At 69.7% G+C, this 18,943-nt stretch carries 16 protein-coding genes and 1 pseudogene; 11 read left to right on the top strand and 6 right to left on the bottom strand.

What is annotated here, in order from left to right; all coding sequences use genetic code 11:
* Positions 1 to 37: 37 nt before the first annotated feature.
* The 4 genes from QZ607_RS05340 (at position 38) to msrA (ending at position 3,880) form a co-directional block, all read left to right on the top strand.
* The gene (locus tag QZ607_RS05340) at positions 38 to 292 is read left to right on the top strand and encodes a DUF4212 domain-containing protein (protein ID WP_295880480.1); all 255 of its coding nucleotides are present in this window, start codon (positions 38 to 40) and stop codon (positions 290 to 292) included.
* A 14-nt stretch (positions 293 to 306) separates the two neighbouring features.
* On the top strand, positions 307 to 2,112 hold the full coding sequence (locus QZ607_RS05335; protein ID WP_295880476.1) for a sodium:solute symporter family protein: 1,806 nt from the start codon (positions 307 to 309) through the stop codon (positions 2,110 to 2,112).
* Between the two features lie 102 nt (positions 2,113 to 2,214).
* Entirely contained in the window at positions 2,215 to 2,505 is a 291-nt protein-coding gene (locus tag QZ607_RS05330) for a FeoC-like transcriptional regulator (protein ID WP_295880475.1), read from the top strand.
* 85 nt (positions 2,506 to 2,590) lie between these two features.
* The gene (gene msrA / locus QZ607_RS05325; RefSeq protein WP_295880473.1) at positions 2,591 to 3,880 is read left to right on the top strand and encodes a peptide-methionine (S)-S-oxide reductase MsrA; all 1,290 of its coding nucleotides are present in this window, start codon (positions 2,591 to 2,593) and stop codon (positions 3,878 to 3,880) included.
* Between the two features lie 67 nt (positions 3,881 to 3,947).
* On the opposite strand, the gene chrA is transcribed toward msrA, so the two are convergent.
* On the bottom strand, positions 3,948 to 5,147 hold the full coding sequence (chrA, locus tag QZ607_RS05320; RefSeq protein WP_295880471.1) for a chromate efflux transporter: 1,200 nt from the start codon (positions 5,145 to 5,147) through the stop codon (positions 3,948 to 3,950).
* A gap of 203 nt (positions 5,148 to 5,350) precedes the next feature.
* Positions 5,351 to 5,584, bottom strand: a complete 234-nt coding sequence (locus QZ607_RS05315) for an ATP-binding protein (RefSeq protein WP_295880470.1) — start codon at positions 5,582 to 5,584, stop codon at positions 5,351 to 5,353.
* A gap of 610 nt (positions 5,585 to 6,194) precedes the next feature.
* On the opposite strand from QZ607_RS05315, the gene QZ607_RS05310 reads away from it, so the two are divergent.
* The 3 genes from QZ607_RS05310 (at position 6,195) to QZ607_RS05300 (ending at position 10,379) form a co-directional block, all read left to right on the top strand.
* Positions 6,195 to 8,051, top strand: coding sequence for a putative nucleotidyltransferase substrate binding domain-containing protein (locus QZ607_RS05310; RefSeq protein ID WP_295880469.1), 1,857 nt, complete (start codon positions 6,195 to 6,197; stop codon positions 8,049 to 8,051).
* 113 nt (positions 8,052 to 8,164) lie between these two features.
* On the top strand, positions 8,165 to 8,842 hold the full coding sequence (locus tag QZ607_RS05305) for an exonuclease domain-containing protein (RefSeq protein ID WP_295880466.1): 678 nt from the start codon (positions 8,165 to 8,167) through the stop codon (positions 8,840 to 8,842).
* A 706-nt stretch (positions 8,843 to 9,548) separates the two neighbouring features.
* Complete coding sequence (locus QZ607_RS05300; RefSeq protein ID WP_295880463.1) at positions 9,549 to 10,379, top strand: sulfurtransferase; 831 nt, start codon at positions 9,549 to 9,551, stop codon at positions 10,377 to 10,379.
* Here QZ607_RS05300 and QZ607_RS05295 read toward each other — a convergent pair whose 3' ends face one another.
* The 3 genes from QZ607_RS05295 to QZ607_RS05285 all read right to left on the bottom strand — a co-directional run bounded on the left by QZ607_RS05295 (position 10,380) and on the right by QZ607_RS05285 (position 14,140).
* Positions 10,380 to 11,450, bottom strand: a complete 1,071-nt coding sequence (locus tag QZ607_RS05295; RefSeq protein WP_295880462.1) for an alcohol dehydrogenase family protein — start codon at positions 11,448 to 11,450, stop codon at positions 10,380 to 10,382.
* 250 nt (positions 11,451 to 11,700) lie between these two features.
* Entirely contained in the window at positions 11,701 to 12,825 is a 1,125-nt protein-coding gene (gene ald, locus QZ607_RS05290) for an alanine dehydrogenase (RefSeq protein ID WP_295880460.1), read from the bottom strand.
* A 148-nt stretch (positions 12,826 to 12,973) separates the two neighbouring features.
* Positions 12,974 to 14,140, bottom strand: a complete 1,167-nt coding sequence (locus QZ607_RS05285) for a L,D-transpeptidase family protein (protein ID WP_295880457.1) — start codon at positions 14,138 to 14,140, stop codon at positions 12,974 to 12,976.
* 294 nt (positions 14,141 to 14,434) lie between these two features.
* Here QZ607_RS05285 and QZ607_RS05280 point away from each other — a divergent pair, with 294 nt between their 5' ends.
* The 3 genes from QZ607_RS05280 to QZ607_RS05270 all read left to right on the top strand — a co-directional run bounded on the left by QZ607_RS05280 (position 14,435) and on the right by QZ607_RS05270 (position 17,382).
* Positions 14,435 to 15,937, top strand: coding sequence for a 4Fe-4S dicluster domain-containing protein (locus QZ607_RS05280; RefSeq protein ID WP_295880455.1), 1,503 nt, complete (start codon positions 14,435 to 14,437; stop codon positions 15,935 to 15,937).
* Positions 15,938 to 16,136: 199 nt separating this feature from the next.
* Positions 16,137 to 16,343, top strand: coding sequence for a hypothetical protein (locus tag QZ607_RS05275; protein WP_295880453.1), 207 nt, complete (start codon positions 16,137 to 16,139; stop codon positions 16,341 to 16,343).
* Between the two features lie 364 nt (positions 16,344 to 16,707).
* On the top strand, positions 16,708 to 17,382 hold the full coding sequence (locus QZ607_RS05270) for a histidine phosphatase family protein (RefSeq protein WP_295880450.1): 675 nt from the start codon (positions 16,708 to 16,710) through the stop codon (positions 17,380 to 17,382).
* Positions 17,383 to 17,500: 118 nt separating this feature from the next.
* Here QZ607_RS05270 and QZ607_RS05265 read toward each other — a convergent pair whose 3' ends face one another.
* The gene (locus QZ607_RS05265) at positions 17,501 to 18,451 is read right to left on the bottom strand and encodes a cytosolic protein (protein WP_295880448.1); all 951 of its coding nucleotides are present in this window, start codon (positions 18,449 to 18,451) and stop codon (positions 17,501 to 17,503) included.
* A 332-nt stretch (positions 18,452 to 18,783) separates the two neighbouring features.
* Here QZ607_RS05265 and QZ607_RS05260 point away from each other — a divergent pair.
* A pseudogene (locus QZ607_RS05260) lies at positions 18,784 to 18,942 on the top strand (proline dehydrogenase family protein); the annotation flags it as partial.
* Position 18,943: the final 1 nt, after the last annotated feature.

The following is an 18,943-nucleotide window of genomic DNA, read 5'->3' as shown; positions in this document are numbered from 1 at the left end:
CCAACCGATACCTGTCTCAGAGGGAGGGACAAACACGGTGACACCCGAAAATCGCGCCGCCTACTGGAAGGCGAATGTCCGGCTCCTGGTCATTCTGCTTATCATATGGTTCATCGTCTCCTACGGCCTCGGCATCATCCTCGTCGAGCCGCTCAACAGCATCCAGCTCGGCGGCTATCCGCTCGGCTTCTGGTTCGCACAGCAGGGCTCGATCTACGCCTTCCTGGTGCTCATCTTCATCTACGCCGCGGCCATGAACCGGCTGGACAAGAAGTTCGACGTGGACGAATAAGGGGCACCTGAACCATGACCAATCTCGATATCTGGACCTATTCGGTCGTCGGCTTCACCTTCGCGCTGTACATCGGCATCGCAATCTGGGCCCGCGCAGGAACCACCGGCGAGTTCTATGTCGCCGGCAAGGGCGTTCACCCCGTGGCCAACGGCATGGCCACCGCCGCCGACTGGATGTCTGCTGCATCCTTCATCTCCATGGCGGGGCTCATCGCCTTCAACGGCTACGGGGCCTCCGTCTTCCTGATGGGCTGGACCGGCGGCTATGTGCTGCTCGCGCTGCTGCTGGCGCCCTACCTGCGCAAGTTCGGCAAGTTCACGGTGCCCGAGTTCATCGGCGACCGCTACTACTCGCAGACGGCGCGCATCGTCGCTGTCATCTGCCTGATCCTGGCCTCCATCACCTACGTCATCGGTCAGATGAAGGGCATCGGCGTGGCCTTCTCGCGCTTCCTTGAGACGAGCTACGAAATGGGCCTTTACATCGGCATGGGTATCGTCGCCATCTATGCCGTGCTCGGCGGCATGAAGGGCATCACCTATACGCAGATCGCCCAGTACGTCGTGCTGATCCTGGCCTACACCATCCCGGCCATCTTCATCTCCCTCACCCTCACCGGCGTTCCGCTGCCGCAGATCGGCCTCGGTGCCGGCTACGTCGAAGACGGCGCGCAGACCGGCATGACCCTGCTCGGCAAGCTCGACCAGGTGGTCACCGATCTGGGCTTTAAGGAGTACACCACGCAGGTCATGGGCAGCTCGCTGAACATGTTCGTCTACACGCTGTCGCTCATGATCGGCACCGCCGGCCTGCCGCACGTCATCATCCGCTTCTTCACGGTGCCCAAGGTCAAGGACGCCCGCTACTCCGCAGGCTGGGCGCTGGTGTTCATCGCGCTGCTCTACACCACGGCGCCCGCCGTCGGTGCCATGGCGCGACTGAACCTCATGGACACCATCCAGGTGGGTCCGGTGGGCAGCGAGGAAGGCAACCTGCTCTACGAAGATCGCCCGGAGTGGTTCAAGAAGTGGGAGACCACGGGCCTTCTGGTCTGGGAGGACAAGAACGACGACGGCCGCATCCAGTACTACAACGACGAGAACCCCGAGTTCGCGGAGCAGGCCGAATCCTACGGCTGGGCCGGCAACGAGATGGTCAGCGTCGACCGCGACATCATGGTGCTCGCCAACCCGGAGATCGCAGGCTTGCCCAACTGGGTCATCGCCCTGGTGGTGGCCGGTGGCCTCGCGGCGGCGCTGTCCACGGCGGCCGGCCTGCTGCTCGCCATCAGCTCGGCCATCTCCCATGACCTGCTGAAGGGCGTGTTCATGCCGGGCATCAGCGAGAAGAACGAGCTCATGGCAGGGCGCATCTCGATGATCGTCGCCATCATCGCCGCCGGTTATCTGGGGCTCAATCCACCCGGCTTCGCGGCGGGCACCGTGGCCATCGCCTTCGGTCTTGCGGCGTCGAGTATCTTCCCGGCGCTCATGATGGGCATCTTCATGAAGAAGATGAACAACACGGGTGCCATCGCCGGCATGCTGGCGGGCATCACGGTGACGCTGCTGTACGTGTTCCAGCACAAGGGGATCTTCTTCATCCCGGGCACGGAGTTCCTGATGCCCGAGATGGGCATGGGTCCGGACTGGTTCTTCGGCATCTCGCCGAACGCCTTCGGTGCCGTGGGCGCCCTGGTGAACTTCGTCGTCGCCTTCATCGTCGCCGCCGTCACCGCACCACCGCCGGAGCACATTCAGCATCTGGTGGAGGATGTGCGCGTGCCGCGCGGCGCCGGCGAGGCCACCGGCCACTGAGAACCGCGCCGGGGCGGGCAACCGCCCCCGCACGCCGATCTTCTCGCCCCGCATCCGCGGGGCTTTTTTTGTGCTGCGGATGCGCCACCCTTATCCTTTCGGATGCCGCAGCCGTTGCACAGCCTCAGGCCACAGATGATCCTCGCCGAGCTCCGTGACTACCTTGCCGAGCACCGAAGGGTGTCGCTGCAGGACATGGCGCACCGCTTCGACGCCGACATGCATGCGCTGCGTGGCATGCTCGCGACCCTGGAGCGCAAGGGCCGGGTGCGCAAGCTCCCCGCCGGCAGCGTCTGCGGCACCTGTGCCCGCTGTGATCAAGCCGCACCGGAGCTCTACGAGTGGGTGGACGCGCCGGGCGACGCGGCGCCGCCCACAGCCGGGCCGGTGTGATGCGCTCGCCCGAGGACGGAAACGAATCCGCGTCCCGGCCGGTCTCAGGGGGTAGGCGCCAACCACCCCACCGACAGGTTCCGAAATGCACAGAGTCACGCTCCCAATCCTCACCTTCCTGCTCCTCGCCGTCGCCGCGCCCGTGCAGGCCAAGGCCGACACCGAGTCCATCGTGCTCGGCATGGGCTGCTTCTGGGGCGCCGAGAAGCGCATGGCGGCCGTCCCCGGCGTCCTGGACGTGGAGTCCGGCTATGCCGGCGGCGACGCGGCCAAAGCGGGCTACCAGGACGTGCTGCGCCTGGAGCGTGCCATCCAGCGCGGGCGCAGCGACCAGCGCAACCATGCCGAGGTGGTCCGGGTCACCTTCGACCCGGACCAGGTCTCACTGCGCGAGGTACTGATCGCCTTCTGGGAGAACCACGACCCCACCCAGGGCGACCGCCAGGGCAACGACGTGGGCACCAACTACCGCAGCGCCATCTATTTCACGCGCCCCGAGCAGCGCGCGATCGCCGTCGAGACCCGCGCTGCCTATCAGCAGGCGCTGCGCACCGCGGGCTATGGCCCCATCACCACGGAGATCGCGCCACTGCGGCATTACAATCGCGCCGAGCGCTATCATCAGGACTACCTGGTCAAGAACCCGAACGGCTACTGCGGCCTGGGCGGCACCAACGTCGCCTACCCCGGCGAGCCCGCCCGCACGCTGCCCAAGCCCCTGAACGCCGCAGAGCTGAGCCGGGCCCGCCAGCTCATCGTCTTCGAGGCCGAGGACTGCCCGTTCTGCGAGCGCTTCCGCGCTGAGGTGCTGGATGACTGGTCATCCAGCGTGCCCGTGGCCACCACCTACGCCACCAAGTCGCCGGCGGGCTGGGATCTCGACAAGGCGCTGTTCGCCACGCCCACCACGGTGCTGTTCGAGGACGGCCGGGAGGTCTCGCGCTACACCGGCTACAAGGGCGATGCGGCGCGGTTCTGGGCCTGGCTGGGGCAGCGCATCCTGTCGCCGGAGCAGCGGCGCATCGCCTTCGAGCAGGGCACGGAGCGGCCCTTCACCGGCTCGCACCTGGACGAGACCCGCCCGGGCGTGTTCGTGGACCCCATCACCGGTGCACCGCTCTTCCGCACCAACGCCAAGTTCAAGAGCGGCACCGGCTGGCCCAGCTTCTTCCAGCCCGTGGACGGCGCCATTACCCTGCACCCGGACAATTCCCACGGCATGCGCCGCACCGAGGTGCGCAGCGCCAGCTCCGGCATCCACCTGGGCCATGTGTTCAACGACGGTCCGCCGCCCACCGGCAAGCGCTACTGCATCAACGGCAAGGTACTCAGCTTCGTACCGGACGCCGAGCCCGCCGCACTGACCATGCCCTGATTGCATAGGGCCCGGGGCCGCGCCCGGTCTCGCGCAATCCTGACGCTCCGGCCCGTTCCGGCGCCCATTACAGCGCAGCGAGCAGCGCCGCCCCGCCGCCCGCCGTCAGCACCAGTGCCCAGGCCGGCACCCGCCACCACTGCAGCAGCGCGAAGGCGGCGAGCACCGCCGCCATGTCGCGCCCATCGCGCACGGCGCCCGTGAAGACAGGGTCATAGAGCGCCGCCAGCAACAGCCCCACCACGGCGGCATTGACCCCCGCCAGCGCCGCCTGCGCTGCGGCTGACCGGCGCAGGCTCAGCCAGAACGGCAGCACACCGAACACCAGCAGAAACGACGGCAGGAAGATGGCAGCGATGGCCAGCAGACCGCCGAGCCAGCCATGCGGCACCGGCCCCTGCACGGTGCCGAGGAAGGCCGCGAAGGCGAACAGCGGGCCCGGCAACGCCTGCGCCGCGCCATAGCCTGCAAGGAAGGCGTCGGCACCGACCCAGCCCGTGCGCACCGTCTCCGCCTCCAGCAGCGGCAGCACCACATGACCGCCGCCGAACACCAGCGCCCCCGCGCGATACATCGCGGCGAACAGGTCCCAGCCGGGCAGCGGGACAAGCCCCGCGGGCAGTTGTACCAGCACCAGCAGCAGCGCAAACGCCAGGAGCAGCCCCGCCGCGGCCGGCCGGCCGAGACCGAGGGGCAGCACCTCCGCGGCGCCAGGCGCCGTGTCCTGCCGGCAATACCTGAGCCCCACCAGAGCGCCGGCCGCGATGGCCAGCAGCTGGGCCATGGGCACCGGCCAGATCACCAGCAGTGCCGCTGCGCCCAGCGCGACGGTGCCGCGCACGCGGTCCGGGCACAGCCGGCCGGCCATGGCCCAGACGGCCTGGGCCACGACGGCCGTGGCCACCAGCTTGAGGGCGTGGACCCAGGCCGCGTCGCCGAGGTCCGCGCCCAAGGCCAACACCCCGTAGCCCGCGCCGATCATCAGCGCCAGTGACGGGAGCGTGAAGCCCAGCGAGGCCACCAGGGCGCCCGGCACACCGGCCCGGGCGAGCCCGAGGCCCATGACCACCTGGCTGCTGGCGGGCCCCGGCAGGAACTGACACAAAGCCACCAGATCCGCGTAGGCCGAGGCCGTAAGCCAGCGCCGGCGCGTGACCAGCTCGCTGTGGAAATAGCCGAGGTGTGCAACGGGACCGCCGAAGCTCGTGAGCCCAAGGCGCAGAAATATGAGAAACAACGGCCACAGGGGCCGCCGCTGGTGATTCATTAGGGGCACCTCCGGGCCGTGTCTCGCCCGGAGGCTAACGGGCTTGTGTGACGTGCGGATGACGGCGGCAGGGCCTGCGTGCCCGCCGTCACGCAGGCGGCGCCGCATCCAACTGTCCTGCCGGATGCTGCCGCTGCACAGGGCGCGGCGGCGGACGGCGAGCAGCCTGCCGACCGCCGACGGCTCAGCGCACGGCCGGCTGCTCAGAGTCCGACCAGCTCCGCATGCACTCCCTGGCCCAGCACAGCCGCCAGCAGGCGCTGGGCATCCACTTTATCGCTCACATACTCCACCAGCGTCAGATGCGGCCGGTCGTCCGGCATCTTCACGCTGACAACGCCGTCGATGGCGCGCAGGTCCTCCTCCACCGCCTGGCGCCGCTGCGCACTCAGGGTTTCATCGATATGGATCAGCACGTCGGACAATGAGATGGTCATGCCTCCCCTCCGTCTTTAGTGGATACGCCGCTGCATCGGCGCCGTGTCGAACGACCTGGTACTCCATGCCTGGGCAAGCCAGTGCCGCGGCCGCAAACCTTTACCCGCTTACCGCAGGCACATGACTCGCCCCGAGCTGATGACCCAGCCCGGGGCTCAAGGCCCAACCCGGGCTCCTTGTCATGCAAGCCGCTCCCCATGGGATGCAGCGGTGCTTGCCATCGCCGAGCCATGGCTGCGCGTCAATGACAATCGCTAATGGCTCGACCACTCCATCGGATAATGAACGAAGATCGCTGGACAGGCTGCCGCAATTCCCGGCAATCGCATTCACGCGGTCGTGTTGACGCCTGCAAGTATAGTGATCATGGCCACGTTTCGACGACGACGGCGGGCGTATTGAGACAGGCGGCGGGTCATTGCGACCAGCGGATGCAGTGCTGCCGGGGACCTAGGATCAAGGCTCGGCTTGCGCCCTGGAAGCTGCCTGCCCGTGCGTGCGGGGGCACTTGACCCAACGCAGCTCCACCGGATGCCGCAGGGCTGCGATTGGGTTATGGTGCGCGGGTCCCGGCGGCGGTCTGTGCCGGCCCACCAAAACGAGGCAGCAATGGACGTCGAGCTCATCGAGATCCGCGAATTCCTGGCGAGCCACGCCCCCTTCGACCGACTTCCCGCCGATGCCCTGGACGCCCTGCCGCAACGGCTCGCGGTGCGCTATCTGCGCCGGGGCAGCCCCTTTCCGCCCGACGATGACGACACGCCCTGTCTCTATATCCTGCGCCGCGGCGCCGTCGAGATGCGCGACGCCGAGGGCAATCTGATCAGCAAGCTCGCCGAAGGGGATCTGTGCCCGTCGCCGTGCGGCGCCGGCATGGCGGACCTGTCCGGCAAGACCGCCGAGGACACCCTCGCCTACCTGCTCCCCTGCGCCGAGCTGGACCGGCTGCGGGAAGCGCACTCGGCCTTCGCGGCGCACTTCGACGCCTCCATGTCCGACCGCATGCGCCGCGCGCTGGACACCATGAAGGACGACACCGCCGGCACGGCGCTGATGACCGTCCAGGTGGGGGATCTGCTGAGCCGGCCGGTGACGCAGGGCGGCCCGGACATCAGCATCCGCGACGCCGCGCGCATCATGAGCGAGGCCAGGGTGTCGTCCCTGGTCCTGGTGGACGAGGGCCGGCTGGTCGGCATGATCACCGACCGGGACCTGCGCAACCGCTGCCTCGCCGCCGGCCTGTCGCCGGAGGAGCCGGTGCGCCGGATTATGACCGAGCGCCTGCACACGGTGCGCGCCGACACCCTGGGCTTCGAGGCGCTGATCACCATGTCGCGGCTCAATGTGCACCACCTGCCGGTGCTTGACGAGACGGGCGTGCGCGGCGTCGTCTCCACGTCGGACCTGGTGCGGGTGCAGAGCGCCAATGCCGTGTACCTGGTGGGCGACATCCGCAAGGCGGAGTCGGTGGAGACCCTCGCAACCATCAGCAAACGACTCCCGGAGCTCCAGATCCAGCTGGTGCACTCCGGGGCCACGGCCAGCCAGATCGGCCAGGCCATCACCGCGATCACCGATGCCATTACCCTGCGGCTGCTGGAGCTGGCGGAAGCCGAGCTCGGCGCACCTCCGGTGCCCTACAGCTGGATGGCCGGCGGCTCCCAGGCCCGGCGCGAGCAGTCCTCGCACTCCGACCAGGACAATGCGCTGCTCATTGCCGACCATCTGAAGCCCGACGACGACGACTATTTCAAGCAGCTGGCGCGCCGGGTCAATGACGGTCTGAACGCCTGCGGCTACGTCTACTGTCCCGGCAACGTCATGGCCAGCAATGACAAATGGCGCCAGCCGCTCAAGATCTGGACCAAGTACTTCAATACCTGGATCAAGCGCCCGGAGCCCATGGCGCTGATGCTCTCCAGCGTCTTCTTCGACCTGCGGCCCATCCATGACCCCGAGGGACTGTTCGGCGAGCTCGCCGAGCGCATTCACACGATGTCGAAGAAGGAGACCATCTACATCGCCTATATGGCCGCCAATGCGCTCAAGCATCGGCCGCCGCTGGGCTTCTTCCGCAAGTTCGTACTGATCCGCGGCGGCGAGCACGACCACACCTTCGACGTCAAGCACCGCGGCATCGTGCCCATCGTGGATCTGGCGCGGGTCTACGCCCTGTCCGCCGGCCTGGACGAGATCAACACGCCGGAGCGCCTGCGCGCCGCCGGCGCCGCCCGCGCCCTCAGTGCCGACGGCGCCGACAACCTGGTGGACGCCTACGAGTTCATCGGTACCCTGCGCATGCGCCACCAGGCAGCCCAGCTGAAGCGCGGCGAGAAAGCGAACAACTTCCTCTCACCCGACGACCTGTCGCCGCTGGAGCGCGGCCATCTGAAGGACGCCTTCGCCCTCATCAGCACCATGCAGGAGTCCCTCGGTCAGCGCTACCAGGCGGGGCGCTTCGCCTGAGGGTCACCCGCGATGCCGGCCGGGATGCCGCCTGGAATGCCGCACGCCGGCCGTGCGCCTGCCACGGTGTCCGGCGCACAGGCTGAGCGACCTGCACATCGGCCCGCACGCGCATGAGCGGCTTCCTGCTGGAGCAGCGCCGGCTCGCGCGCTTCCGGCGGCTTCCCGACTGCCCGCTGCGGGACTATTTCGCCTGGCCCCTGCCGCAGCCGAGCCGCGACTATCGCAGCGTGGAGTACGTCGCTGTGGACCTGGAGACCACCGGACTCGACGCCCGTAAGGATCAGATCCTGAGCATCGGCTGGGTGGTCGTGGCGGGGCAGCGCATCCGGCTCGGCACGGCCCGTCATCGGCTGCTGCGGGTGGAGGGCGCGATCCCGGCCGAGAGCGCCGTGATCCACCAGATCACCGACGACGAGGCCGCCACCGGGCTGGACCTGGCGCACGTGCTGCCGGAGCTGCTGTGGGAGCTCTCCGGCCGGGTGCTGATTGCGCACCATGCACGCATCGAGCTCGGCTTTCTGAGCGCCGCCTGCAAGCAACTCTGGGGTGTGGGGCTGCTGATCCGCGCCGTGGACACCCAATCCGTCGCCCGCCGCCTGCTGGAGCGCCGGCAGATTCCGTTCAAGGGGTCCGACCTGCGCCTGCACGCGCTGTGCGAGCGCTACAATCTGCCCCGCCATGGTGCCCACAACGCGCTCAGCGACGCTCTCTCCGCCGCAGAGCTGTTCCTGGCGCAGGCGGCATACCGCGACAGCGGGCATGGCATGAAGCTCGGTGATTTTCTTTGACGGCAGGCGCGCTCGATCAGGCGACCACAGCCGCGGCGCCCGTCACCGCACAGGTCAGCCAATCAAGATGGGCCGCACGTCCCCCGGCGCCGGCCGATCGATTCGGCGCCGGAGCACGCACGACCCAAGCCCCTGTGCGGTGGCATACCCGCGGCGCGCGCCGCCCCCGCTGCGCTGCCGCCGCGGGCATTGCCACCGACCAACCTTGCCGCCGACACCGAGCTGCGGGTGCATGCGCACAAGCCTTGACCACAGCGTTGCATCTGTACCATCGCATACAACCTGCCGCACCTCCGGCACTGTGCGGGTAACCCGCGGGCTTCGCGTTGATCCTTTACGACGCTCCTGATCCCAATCAACAGCTTTGGAGGAATTGACGCTCTGCGGCCGATTCCAGCTCAGTTGTTGCGAATCAAAGACAGTGTAACCTATACCACGCATCTTCGCTGCGTACTCAGCGGCGAAAAGGCTTCTGCTGTCGTCTTTTCTCTACGACGCAACGGTGTCCCGCGGCCGGGCCGAGCCGGCAAGGCCGCGCCCGACCCACCGCAGCCGGCCCATCGAGCCGGCGCCACAGGCAAAGGGACTTGCACCACTCACCGCACAGCGGACAATGGACAACCCCGTCGACCCGACGGCCCACATCCGGCCCCGAGGCCGCCAACGCCCGCGATCTCAGCCCAGCATGAACAGCACGCCGCAACCGATGCTCGTCCCGGCAGAAGTGCTCCGGCAGCGCCTGGGGGAGCGATGTCTGGTGCTGTTCGACTGCCGTTTCTCCTTGGCGGACCCGGAGGCCGGCGCGCGGGCCTACGCCGCCGGTCACCTGCCGGGGGCACTGTATGCGCACCTGGATGCCCAGTTGTCCGGCCCCATCACGCCCACCAGCGGTCGTCATCCCCTGCCGGACGCCGCCGGGCTGGCGCACTGGCTCCGGCGCTGCGGCGTGGGCGATGCGTCCGAGGTCGTGGTCTACGACGACATGGGTGGCGCCTTCGCCGTGCGGCTGTGGTGGCTCTTGCGCTGGCTCGGGCACACCCGTGTCGGGCTGCTGGACGGTGGGCTGCGGGCCTGGCAGGCGGCGGGCGGCACGCTCACCACCGAGGTGCCGGCGCCGACCCCGGCTGTCTTCACCCCAGAGCCGGACGACAATCGCTGGATCAGCACGGACGCCCTGGCGGCGGCGCTCCCGAACGGCAGGGTGCAGGTCATCGACGCCCGTGCGCCCGAGCGCTTCCGCGGCGAGCAGGAGCCCATCGACCCGGTGGCGGGACACATCCCGGACGCCATCAACCTGCCCTTCACCGGCAACCTGGACGCAGACGGCCGCTTCCTGCCGCCTGAGGCCCTGCGCGAGCGCTTCACGGCGGCGCTCGGCGACACCCCACCGGCGCGGGTCGGCCACAGCTGCGGCTCCGGCGTCAACGCCTGCCACAACCTGTTCGCCATGGAGCTGGCGGGCCTCGCCGGCTCACGGCTCTACGCCGGCTCCTGGAGTGAATGGATTCGGGACCCGGCCCGGCCGGTGGCCAGATAGTCAGGTCACCGCCGCGACCCTGAGCACCAGCTTGCCCACGTGCTGCTTCGTGAGGAACGCCGTCTGCGCCGCGGCGATCTCCGCGAGCGGGAAGGTCCCGGCCACCAGGGGCCGCAATCGCCCCTGCGCGATGTAGCCCACCAGCGCCGGGAAGACCGCCGCATCCAGCGCCGTACAGCCGAGCATGGTCAGGTCCTTGAGGTAGAGCGTGCGCAGGTCCAGGGTCACCAGCGCACCGGCGATGGCGCCGGAAGTCGCATAGCGACCGCCGGGCCGCAGCACCTCCAGCAGCCCCGGGAAGCCGTCGCCCCCCACCAGATCCACGACGACATCGACGCTGCCGGCGCCGAGCGCCGCCGCCGGCGCGTCGTCGCGTGACAGCGTGTGCGCCGCGCCCAGCGCCCGCAGCGCCTCGGCCTTGGCCGGCCTGGTGACCGCGATCACCTCCGCTCCGCGCAGCCGGGCGAGCTGGATGGCCGCCGAGCCGACGCCGCCGGAGGCGCCGGTGATCAGCACCCGCTCGCCGGCGGCGAGCCCGGCGCGGTGCAGCAGGTTTTCGGCCGTCGAGTAGGAACAGGGAAAAGAGGCCAGCTCCACATCGGTGAGGGGGCTGTCGATGCGATGCGCATGCCGCGCTGCAACGACGACGTATTCCGCGAAGCCGCCGTCGCACTCGGAGCCCAGGTACCAGGGCGGGTCCAGCGGCTGCCCGCCGGCCTCCCGCAGGCAGGGCTCCACCAGGACCCGCTCACCGATGCGCGCCGCCGCCACGCCGACGCCCACCGCAACGATCTCGCCGCAGACGTCGATGCCCTGGATGCGGGGCAGATCGAGCGGCTTGCCGCCCCAGCTGGCATCGTCGGCAACGCCCTCCTCGCCCGGCGCGTGGCGCCTGGAGTACCAGCCGATGCGGGTGTTGATGTCGGTGTTGTTGACAGCGGCGGCGCCGACGCGGATCAGCACGTCCCCCCGCCTGGGCGCCGGCACCGGGATGTCGTCGCGGACCTCGAGCTTGTCGAGTCCACCGTGGCCGGTCAGGAGGACGCCGCGCATGCTGGCTGATGTGCTCATGGTGGACCTCCAGTTGGCTCACGCGAAGGCGCGAAGCCGCGAAAACAAGACGACCCGCTCGATTGCATCAGAACGAGTATATGCAGCCCTTATGGACGCCCTCGGCCAGGTGCGTGAGACCTGTCCCGCTCCGCCGCGACCGAGGGCTCGTCGCGGCGGGGACGCCGCTCCCACAGCAGCACCGGCTCTCGTGCGGTCCTGAGCGCGCCCGGCTGCGCGGACGCACGGTTGCATGCACCCGCCGCTCTCCCTAAGGCAAGACCTCCGCCGGTGCCCGCCAAGGCAGCCCGAAGGCCGCCGCCACCGCCGGCTGCGTCAGCTCACCCGCCAGCACGTTGGCCGCGGTGCCCAGAACGGGATGCGCCGCGGCGGCGGCTGGCCCGCCCTCGTCCAGCAGCCCAGCGAGCAGCTCCACATAGGGCTTGGTGGCATTGGTGAGGGCGAAGGTCGCGGTGCGCGGCACGGCCCCGGGGATGTTGGCCACACAGTAGTGCACGACGCCATCGACCACGTAAGTCGGCTCCGCGTGGGTGGTGGGCCGGCTGGTCTCGAAGCAGCCGCCCTGGTCGATGGCCACGTCCACCAGCACCGGTCCGTCGTCCTGCATCAGGGCCAGATCGGCGCGGCGGAGCAGCACCGGCGCCCGGGCGCCGCTCACCAGCACGGCGCCGATGACCAGGTCCGCCCCCGACAGCAGCTCGCGCAGCGCGTGACGGCTGCTGGCCAGCGTCGTGACGTTGGCGGGGAGGATGTCCGCCAGATGCCGCAGGCGGTCCAGGTCGATGTCCATGACGATCACGTTCGCGCCGAGCCCGGCGGCCATCTTCGCGGCCTCGGTGCCGACGCTGCCGCCGCCGATGATGAGCACCTTGGCCGGCAGCACGCCGGCCACGCCGCCCAGCAGCAGGCCGCGGCCGCCGTTGTGGGCCTCCAGGTAAAAGGCACCCGCCTGCACCGCCATGCGCCCGGCGACCTCGCTCATGGGGGCGAGCAGCGGCAGTCGGCCGTCCACCGTCAACGTCTCGTAGGCGAAGCAATGGGCGCCGCTGGCGAGCAGTGCGTCGGTGAGCGTCCGGCTCGCGGCGAGGTGGAAATAGGTGAAGAGCACCTGGCCCGGGCGGAGCAGCGGATATTCCTCCGGCAGCGGCTCCTTGACCTTGACGATGAGCGCCGCGTCACGCCACACCGCCGCGGCATCCGCAACCAACTCCGCACCGGCGGCGGCGAACTGCGCATCCGTGATACCGGCACCCTGCCCGGCGCCCGCCTGCACCAGTACCCGATGCCCTTGCTCCACCAGGTCATGCACCATGGCGGGCACCGCGGCGACCCGCCGCTCCTGGGGTTTGGTCTCGGTGGGGATGCCGATGATCATGCAAGGCTCCGTGATGGCAGGGCCGGCGCTTTATGAGCGATGCCCTGACCATACACTGCCCGACGCCCGTCGTCGCCGCATCCTGCCGAGCTGCGTCTGCCGCGTCCGGTGGGACCCGGCCGAGCCCAGGCGACGATCAGTCTCCGGCTCAATCGGGCTGCGGCAGCGGCTCCGCCCAGGGCGGCACCCGCGGCGCCCGACGCGCAGCGGCGATGACCTGATCCGGGTCCGGGCTCCCGGCGCCGACGGGCACGGGCAGCCCGCGGGCGGCGCGCGCCACCGTCTGCGCCTGCTCCCAGTCGACGGCATCCGGCGCATCCGTACTGGCGGATCGCAGGACCTTCTCCATGGGGGCGAGGCTCCCCTGCCAGCGCTTGGCGTCCTCGGCGAGCGGCGCATGGGCCTCCAGGTGCAGCACACCGTCCTGCCAGCCGGCAAGATAGGGTTGATTGACGATGTGCACGTCGGTACCCACGGGCACCTCCGCGAACAGGCGTGAGATATCCTCCGGATACAGCCGCACGCAGCCGTGGCTCACGCGCATGCCGACGCCATAGGGCTTGTTGGTGCCGTGCAGCAGGTAGCTCGGGCGGCTCAGGCGCATGGCATGGCTGCCGAGCGGGTTGTCCGGCCCCGCCGGCACCACCGCCGGCAGCGGGTCGCCGCGCTTGGCGTGCTCGCGGCGGATGGAGGCCGGCGGCCGCCAGGCGGGGTTCTCCGTCTTCTGGATGATGCGCATGCGCCCGACGGGCGTGCGCCAGCCCTCGCGGCCGATGCCGACGGGATGCGTGACCACCACGCGCGGCTCGCCCTCCTCCACCGGCGGATAGTAGAAGAGCCGCAGCGCCGGCAGGTTCAGCACGATGCCCTCGCGCGGGGCATCCGGCAGCACGAAGCGGGTCGGCAGCACCACACGGGTGCCTGCCCCCGGCAGCCAGGGGTCCACATCCGGATTGGCCGCGACGATTTCGTCGTAACCCAGCCCGTAGCGGCGGGCGAAGTCCGGCAAGGTGTCTTCGTCGCGGGCCACCACGTACTGGACTTGTCCCACGACATCGGTGTCCGGGTCCGGCAGCACAAAGCGGTCGGTGCGCTGCGCCGGCTGCATGAACAGACCAATCTCCGGCAGCCCGGCGCAGCCTGCGAGCAGCAGCGCCGCCCACAAGAGGCCCGCGCGCAGCCCGCAGCGACGGATGCCGTACAACGCCCGACGCAGCCCATCTCCGTGTGGCCGCCCCAGGGCCGAGCCAGGTGATGCGGCACCAGCCCCTGCGCCGATGGTGGCATGCGGGCATGAGAACAACGTCGTCTGCATGAGCCGACTCCCGGTTGCGATGGCTTGGGCGGGAGCGGCGGCAACGCCGAGCCACCCCCTCGGACGGGCACTGTTGCACCTGCGCCCCGAGTCGCCCATCGGCCTTTGCCTGGTATCGAGCCGCGGCCCGCCCCATAGCAAGCCGAGGGCGGACAGGCCGCACATCGGCCGCCTTGATGCCGCGGAGCGGGATCAGCACCCACCCGGTCAGGCCCCGCACGCCTGGCTGTGGCCAGGCCTGGCGTGCATTTTGCTGACCACCCGGGACATCGCTGGGCTGCGGACGCTGATGGCATGAAGACTTACCTGGACTGGTCCGCCTATGAGGACGCCGGCATGGGCGACGCCTATGCCGACATTCCCAAGCACGGCGGCGACTTCGCCAAGGCCGTCGCCGTCTGCATCAACAGCCGCCGGTGCGAGGCGCAGACCGGCAAGGGCGTCATGTGCCCGAGCTACCGGGTCACCGGCGACCCGGCGCTCTCCACCGGCGGGCGCGTGCGTCTGCTCAAGGCCGCCCTCAACACCGACGGCGACACCGGCCTGCTGGACGCCGCGCTGGCCGAGCCCGAGCTGGCCCGCGCCATGGACCTCTGCATCGGCTGCAAGGGCTGCAAGCGCGAGTGCGAGAGCAATGTCGACATGGCGCTCATCAGGACCGAATACCTGGCCCAGCGCGCCCGGCGCGACGGTGTCGGGCTGCGCGCGCGCCTCTTCGCCGGACTGCCGCGCTGGCTGCACCGCCACCGCGCCGCCGCCCGGCACCTCATCAGGGCGCGCAACCGGCACCACTGGCTGGCGAGGCTCGGCGAGCGCCTGCTCGGCGTCGCCGCCGAGGTGCCGCTGCCGGAGCCGGCCGCAGAGCCGTTTCGCGAGGCGTCGACCGCATCGCAGTCGCCGGACGCCGGCGATGCCGGCCGCCCGGAGCTGGTGCTGCTCACCGACTGCTTCTGCCGCCACTTCGAGCCGGACATCGCCCGCGACGCGGCGCGCGTGCTCGGGGCCGCCGGCTACCGCGTGCTGCACGCCACGCCCGCGGCCGGCGATGCAGCGCCCGACCGCCCCCTGTGCTGCGGACGCACGGACCTCGCCCAGGGCCTGGTCGCCCAGGCAAAGACAGAAGCCGGGCGCACCGTCGCCGCCCTGCTCCCGCATGCGCAGGCCGGGCGCTGGATCATCGGCCTGGAGCCCTCCTGCCTGCTCGGCCTGCGGGACGAGGCCCTGACCCTCGGGCTCGGCGCCGCGGCGGAGGAGGTCGCCGGCCGCGCCCTGCTGCTGGAGGAGCTGCTCGCCAAGGAGATCATGGCCAAGCGCCTCGACCTGCCCCTGCGGCCGGCGGGCGATGGCGGCAGCGCCGAGACGGCCGGCGCTGCCGGCTCGGGTCCCGGCTCCCATCCCGGCTCCCATCCCGGCTCAGGCGGGAGCGCCGGGAGCGTCGCCGATCCGGGCCGGGTGCTGGTACATGGCCACTGCCACCAGAAGGCCGTCGGCGGCATGAAGCCCCTGCGCAAGGTGCTGAAGCTCGTGCCCGAGCTCGACTTCCGGCTCCTGGACACCGGCTGCTGCGGCATGGCCGGCACCTTCGGTCTGGAGCGCGAGCACGCCGACCTCGCCCGCCGCATGGCGGCGCAGGAGCTGCTGCCGCAACTCGCGGCACAATCGGACACCACCACCGTCATCGCCAACGGCTTCTCCTGCCGACAGCAGATCCGCGCCCACACCCGGCACCGGCCCCTGCACCTGGTGCAGGTGCTGGCGCGGCTGCTGGCGGCGCAGGGAGGCAGTCGGTCGGATTAGGGACAGCGTAACCCGACCATCAAGGGCCTGCGCCAGCACCTGGCGGCGCAAGCGGCGCAGGTTGGTCAGTTGGAGCCAGCGGCGACGGGCGCGACCGCGCGTCGCTGATGCCTGGTCTACGCCGGCCCACACCTGCCCAGACGGCGATCATCATGCGGCCATCCAATCTTGTGCTGCTGACGGCCCGCTCCCGTGCCCGGTGACGCTGGACGAGGCCGTACGCGTCATGGCCAAGACCCAGCTCGGCAAGGACCTGAGCAACGCACAGGCGGCGGACCTGGTGGCCTTCCTGAAGGCGCTGACCGGCGAGCTCCCGGAGATCACCCTGCCGCGGCTGCCCGGTACACCCGGCCGGAGCATGATCCCCGCCGGCGACGCACAGGCCTCGGCGAGCCCGTCAGACTGATCGCGACCTGCCCCTGTGCGCCAGCCGCTGCCGACGAGATCGAGCTGGATCTCGGCTGCATCCTGGACGGCGTGCCCGGCACTTGGCCGGCAGGAAGCTGCTGCAATGCTGTGGAGGTCCTGAGGCCGGGGGATCATATGTCTTCGGCGCACCGAAATGGGCCTGCCCCCGGGGCCGACTGAGATCGGCGTACGCGGCGGCGCCCCCGCGCCTTGCGCCGTGCTGCACCGGCGCCAAGCCCGACGCCCGGCGGGGTCGACGCGGCGCAGGGCGCGCGTCGGGCTGCGTCCCACCGCCGCTTGCGGTTACCCTCCGCCGCCAGCATTTCCGGACACACCGCCAGACTTTCCGAGCCGAGACCATCATGCCCACCCGCATTTATCTTGTTCGCCACGGCGCCACGGAGCTCACCGCCGAGGACCGCTTTGCCGGCGCCACCGATGTGCCTCTGTCCGAAGAGGGCCGCCGCCAGGTGACGGCGCTGGCGCAGCGCCTGCGCTGCGACACCCTGGATGCCGTCTACGCGAGCCCCATGGGCCGTACGCTGGAGACGGCGCGCATCATTGCCGCGCCGCATGGGCTGGAGCCGCTGACGGAGCCGGACCTGCGGGAGATCGATTACGGCCACTGGGAGGGCCGCACCCGCGATGAGATCGAGACCGAGAATCCCGCCGAGTACGAGGCCTGGCAGGAAGACCCGTTGACCATCGCGCCGGCGGGCGGCGAATCCGGTATCCAGGTGCTGGCCAGAGCATTGCCGGTGATGCGCCGCATCGTGCAGGAGCACGAGCGCCGCTCGGTGCTGGTGGTGTCGCACAAGGGCACCAACCGTCTGCTGGTGAGCAGCCTGCTCGGCTTCGATGCACGCGGCTATCGGGACCGCCTCGACCAGAGCCCGGCGGCGCTCACCATCCTGGACTTCGCGAGCGTCACCCGGGCGCGGCTCAAGGTCTTCAACGACGTCTCGCACTACGAGGGCGTGCCGCCGCGGGTGTTTCAGCGCAGGCTGTCGCGGTGGTGGAGTAGACCGGGCTGCTGAGGCCTGGGCCGACGGCTGCGCCGGCAGGCTGGCCATGGCCTGGACCTCCCGGCGCGCCGGACAGCCCAGTCCAGCGACCGAGCCGGGCTCAGCGAGGCAGCGAAGCCACCGCCGTTGCTCAGCCGTCGCGTTCCCCGAAGACGTCGTCGAGGGTCTGCGCGCCCAGCACGCGACGGCCCCAGTCCATGAGCTGCTCTGAGTCGGCCTGCTCCAAGCTGGCGACGAGCGCCTCAGGCAGGTAGCCGAAACGCTGTTCCAGCTGATCGCGCAGAAGCAGCGCTGCGCCGCGAACCCTGCCAAGTGCCTCGCCGCGGGCCTCGCCGCGGGCCTCGCCGAGGCGTTCAGCAAAACTCACATAGGGCATTCTCAGGCTCTCCTCGATGGCGAAAATCGCGTTCGTATAACTGAGCTCCAAGTCATCCGGCAAGCGCATGATCCAGTCGATGAAGCGATACAGGTCGATGATCTGCTGCTTCGACATCCCCCGCTCATACAACCGACGCGTCAGCTTGAGCTTGCGCGTGTAACGCGCCTGCACATCCTTGCGCGTGGCCTGGGCTGCCAGGTGCGCCAGCACGACGGTGGCGAACGGATTGTCCTCTTCCTCCAGCTCGGCTTGCGCGGAAGCATAGTCGAGCAGCTTGACGCTCGGGAACAGCAGGCCGAGCCGGCTGCCCCAGCGGCCGACCTCGAAGCTCCTCGGACGCCAGTGCGGTGTTGTGTCCGCCAGCACGGCGAAGCTCGCGATGTCGCGGGCATAGCGATCGTAGAGCCGATAAGCGTAGGTGAACATCCGCCGCGGAAAGCCGCCATCGCGCTGCCCCTGGATCTCGACGTGGACCAGCAGCCATTCCTCGCTGCCATTGTCGAGGAAGACTTTCATCAGCTTGTCTGCACAGCGGCGGCCGAGCTCGGCATCCTGCGCCACCTGCGCCAGCTCCTTGTCCAGCGGCTCACAGCCGCGGCTCCAGTCGATGTCCAGCGCCGCGTGTGGGAAGAAGAAGCGCACGAAGTCCGGGAACCAGCCGTCCAGGATGTCTTTCCAGGGGCTGTCATAGTCGTCGGGCATCGCTGTGTCTGATTGGTTGCCGTATTTCACCGCGCGATCTTACACTTTAAGTGAACGCCTGACACGCAGCGATGACGCAATGGGGTCGGCTCGGGCCAAGTTGCGCCTCCCCCCTCGCCCACCCCGCGCAGCGCCGGGGATGGATGCACCTGTTCCGCCAAAACGGTGCCAGTCTATTGATCTTAACGGTGGAGCACTCGCTCACCAGCCGGGTATCTGCCGCTCGCCTGTGCCCAGGGTCTGTTCGCGCACGCCGACCACATTGATCCCCAGCTCGCGTCCCACAGCGCCCACAGCATCGCCGCCGTGCTCGTCATGGCGATGGCCGGCCCTGCGAGCTCCAGCGCCTGCGCCGCATAGGCGCGTCGCTGCACGGCCGGATGCTGGCTGACGCCGGCGTCCGCTGCCGCGCCTACGACCCGGTCGGCAGCCAAGCGACTCCGCTGCCCTACCTCTTGCGCCGGACGCTGGAGAACGGCGCAAACAGCTTGT

Origin of the sequence: uncultured Thiohalocapsa sp. (genome assembly GCF_913063425.1) — a bacterium.
Lineage (GTDB): Bacteria > Pseudomonadota > Gammaproteobacteria > Chromatiales > Chromatiaceae > Thiohalocapsa.
This window is presented reverse-complemented; position numbering and strand designations above follow the sequence as displayed.

Bases quoted from the DNA above. Each gene is read 5' to 3' on its own strand.
- QZ607_RS05335 (WP_295880476.1), top strand. From the start codon at position 307: ATGACCAATCTCGATATCTGGACCTATTCGGTCGTCGGCTTCACCTTC.
- QZ607_RS05330 (WP_295880475.1), top strand. From the start codon at position 2,215: ATGCCGCAGCCGTTGCACAGCCTCAGGCCACAGATGATCCTCGCCGAG.
- msrA (WP_295880473.1), top strand. From the start codon at position 2,591: ATGCACAGAGTCACGCTCCCAATCCTCACCTTCCTGCTCCTCGCCGTC.
- chrA (WP_295880471.1), bottom strand. From the start codon at position 5,147: ATGAATCACCAGCGGCGGCCCCTGTGGCCGTTGTTTCTCATATTTCTG.
- QZ607_RS05315 (WP_295880470.1), bottom strand. From the start codon at position 5,584: ATGACCATCTCATTGTCCGACGTGCTGATCCATATCGATGAAACCCTG.
- QZ607_RS05310 (WP_295880469.1), top strand. From the start codon at position 6,195: ATGGACGTCGAGCTCATCGAGATCCGCGAATTCCTGGCGAGCCACGCC.
- QZ607_RS05305 (WP_295880466.1), top strand. From the start codon at position 8,165: ATGAGCGGCTTCCTGCTGGAGCAGCGCCGGCTCGCGCGCTTCCGGCGG.
- QZ607_RS05300 (WP_295880463.1), top strand. From the start codon at position 9,549: ATGCTCGTCCCGGCAGAAGTGCTCCGGCAGCGCCTGGGGGAGCGATGT.
- QZ607_RS05295 (WP_295880462.1), bottom strand. From the start codon at position 11,450: ATGAGCACATCAGCCAGCATGCGCGGCGTCCTCCTGACCGGCCACGGT.
- ald (WP_295880460.1), bottom strand. From the start codon at position 12,825: ATGATCATCGGCATCCCCACCGAGACCAAACCCCAGGAGCGGCGGGTC.
- QZ607_RS05285 (WP_295880457.1), bottom strand. From the start codon at position 14,140: ATGCAGACGACGTTGTTCTCATGCCCGCATGCCACCATCGGCGCAGGG.
- QZ607_RS05280 (WP_295880455.1), top strand. From the start codon at position 14,435: ATGAAGACTTACCTGGACTGGTCCGCCTATGAGGACGCCGGCATGGGC.
- QZ607_RS05270 (WP_295880450.1), top strand. From the start codon at position 16,708: ATGCCCACCCGCATTTATCTTGTTCGCCACGGCGCCACGGAGCTCACC.
- QZ607_RS05265 (WP_295880448.1), bottom strand. From the start codon at position 18,451: ATGCCCGACGACTATGACAGCCCCTGGAAAGACATCCTGGACGGCTGG.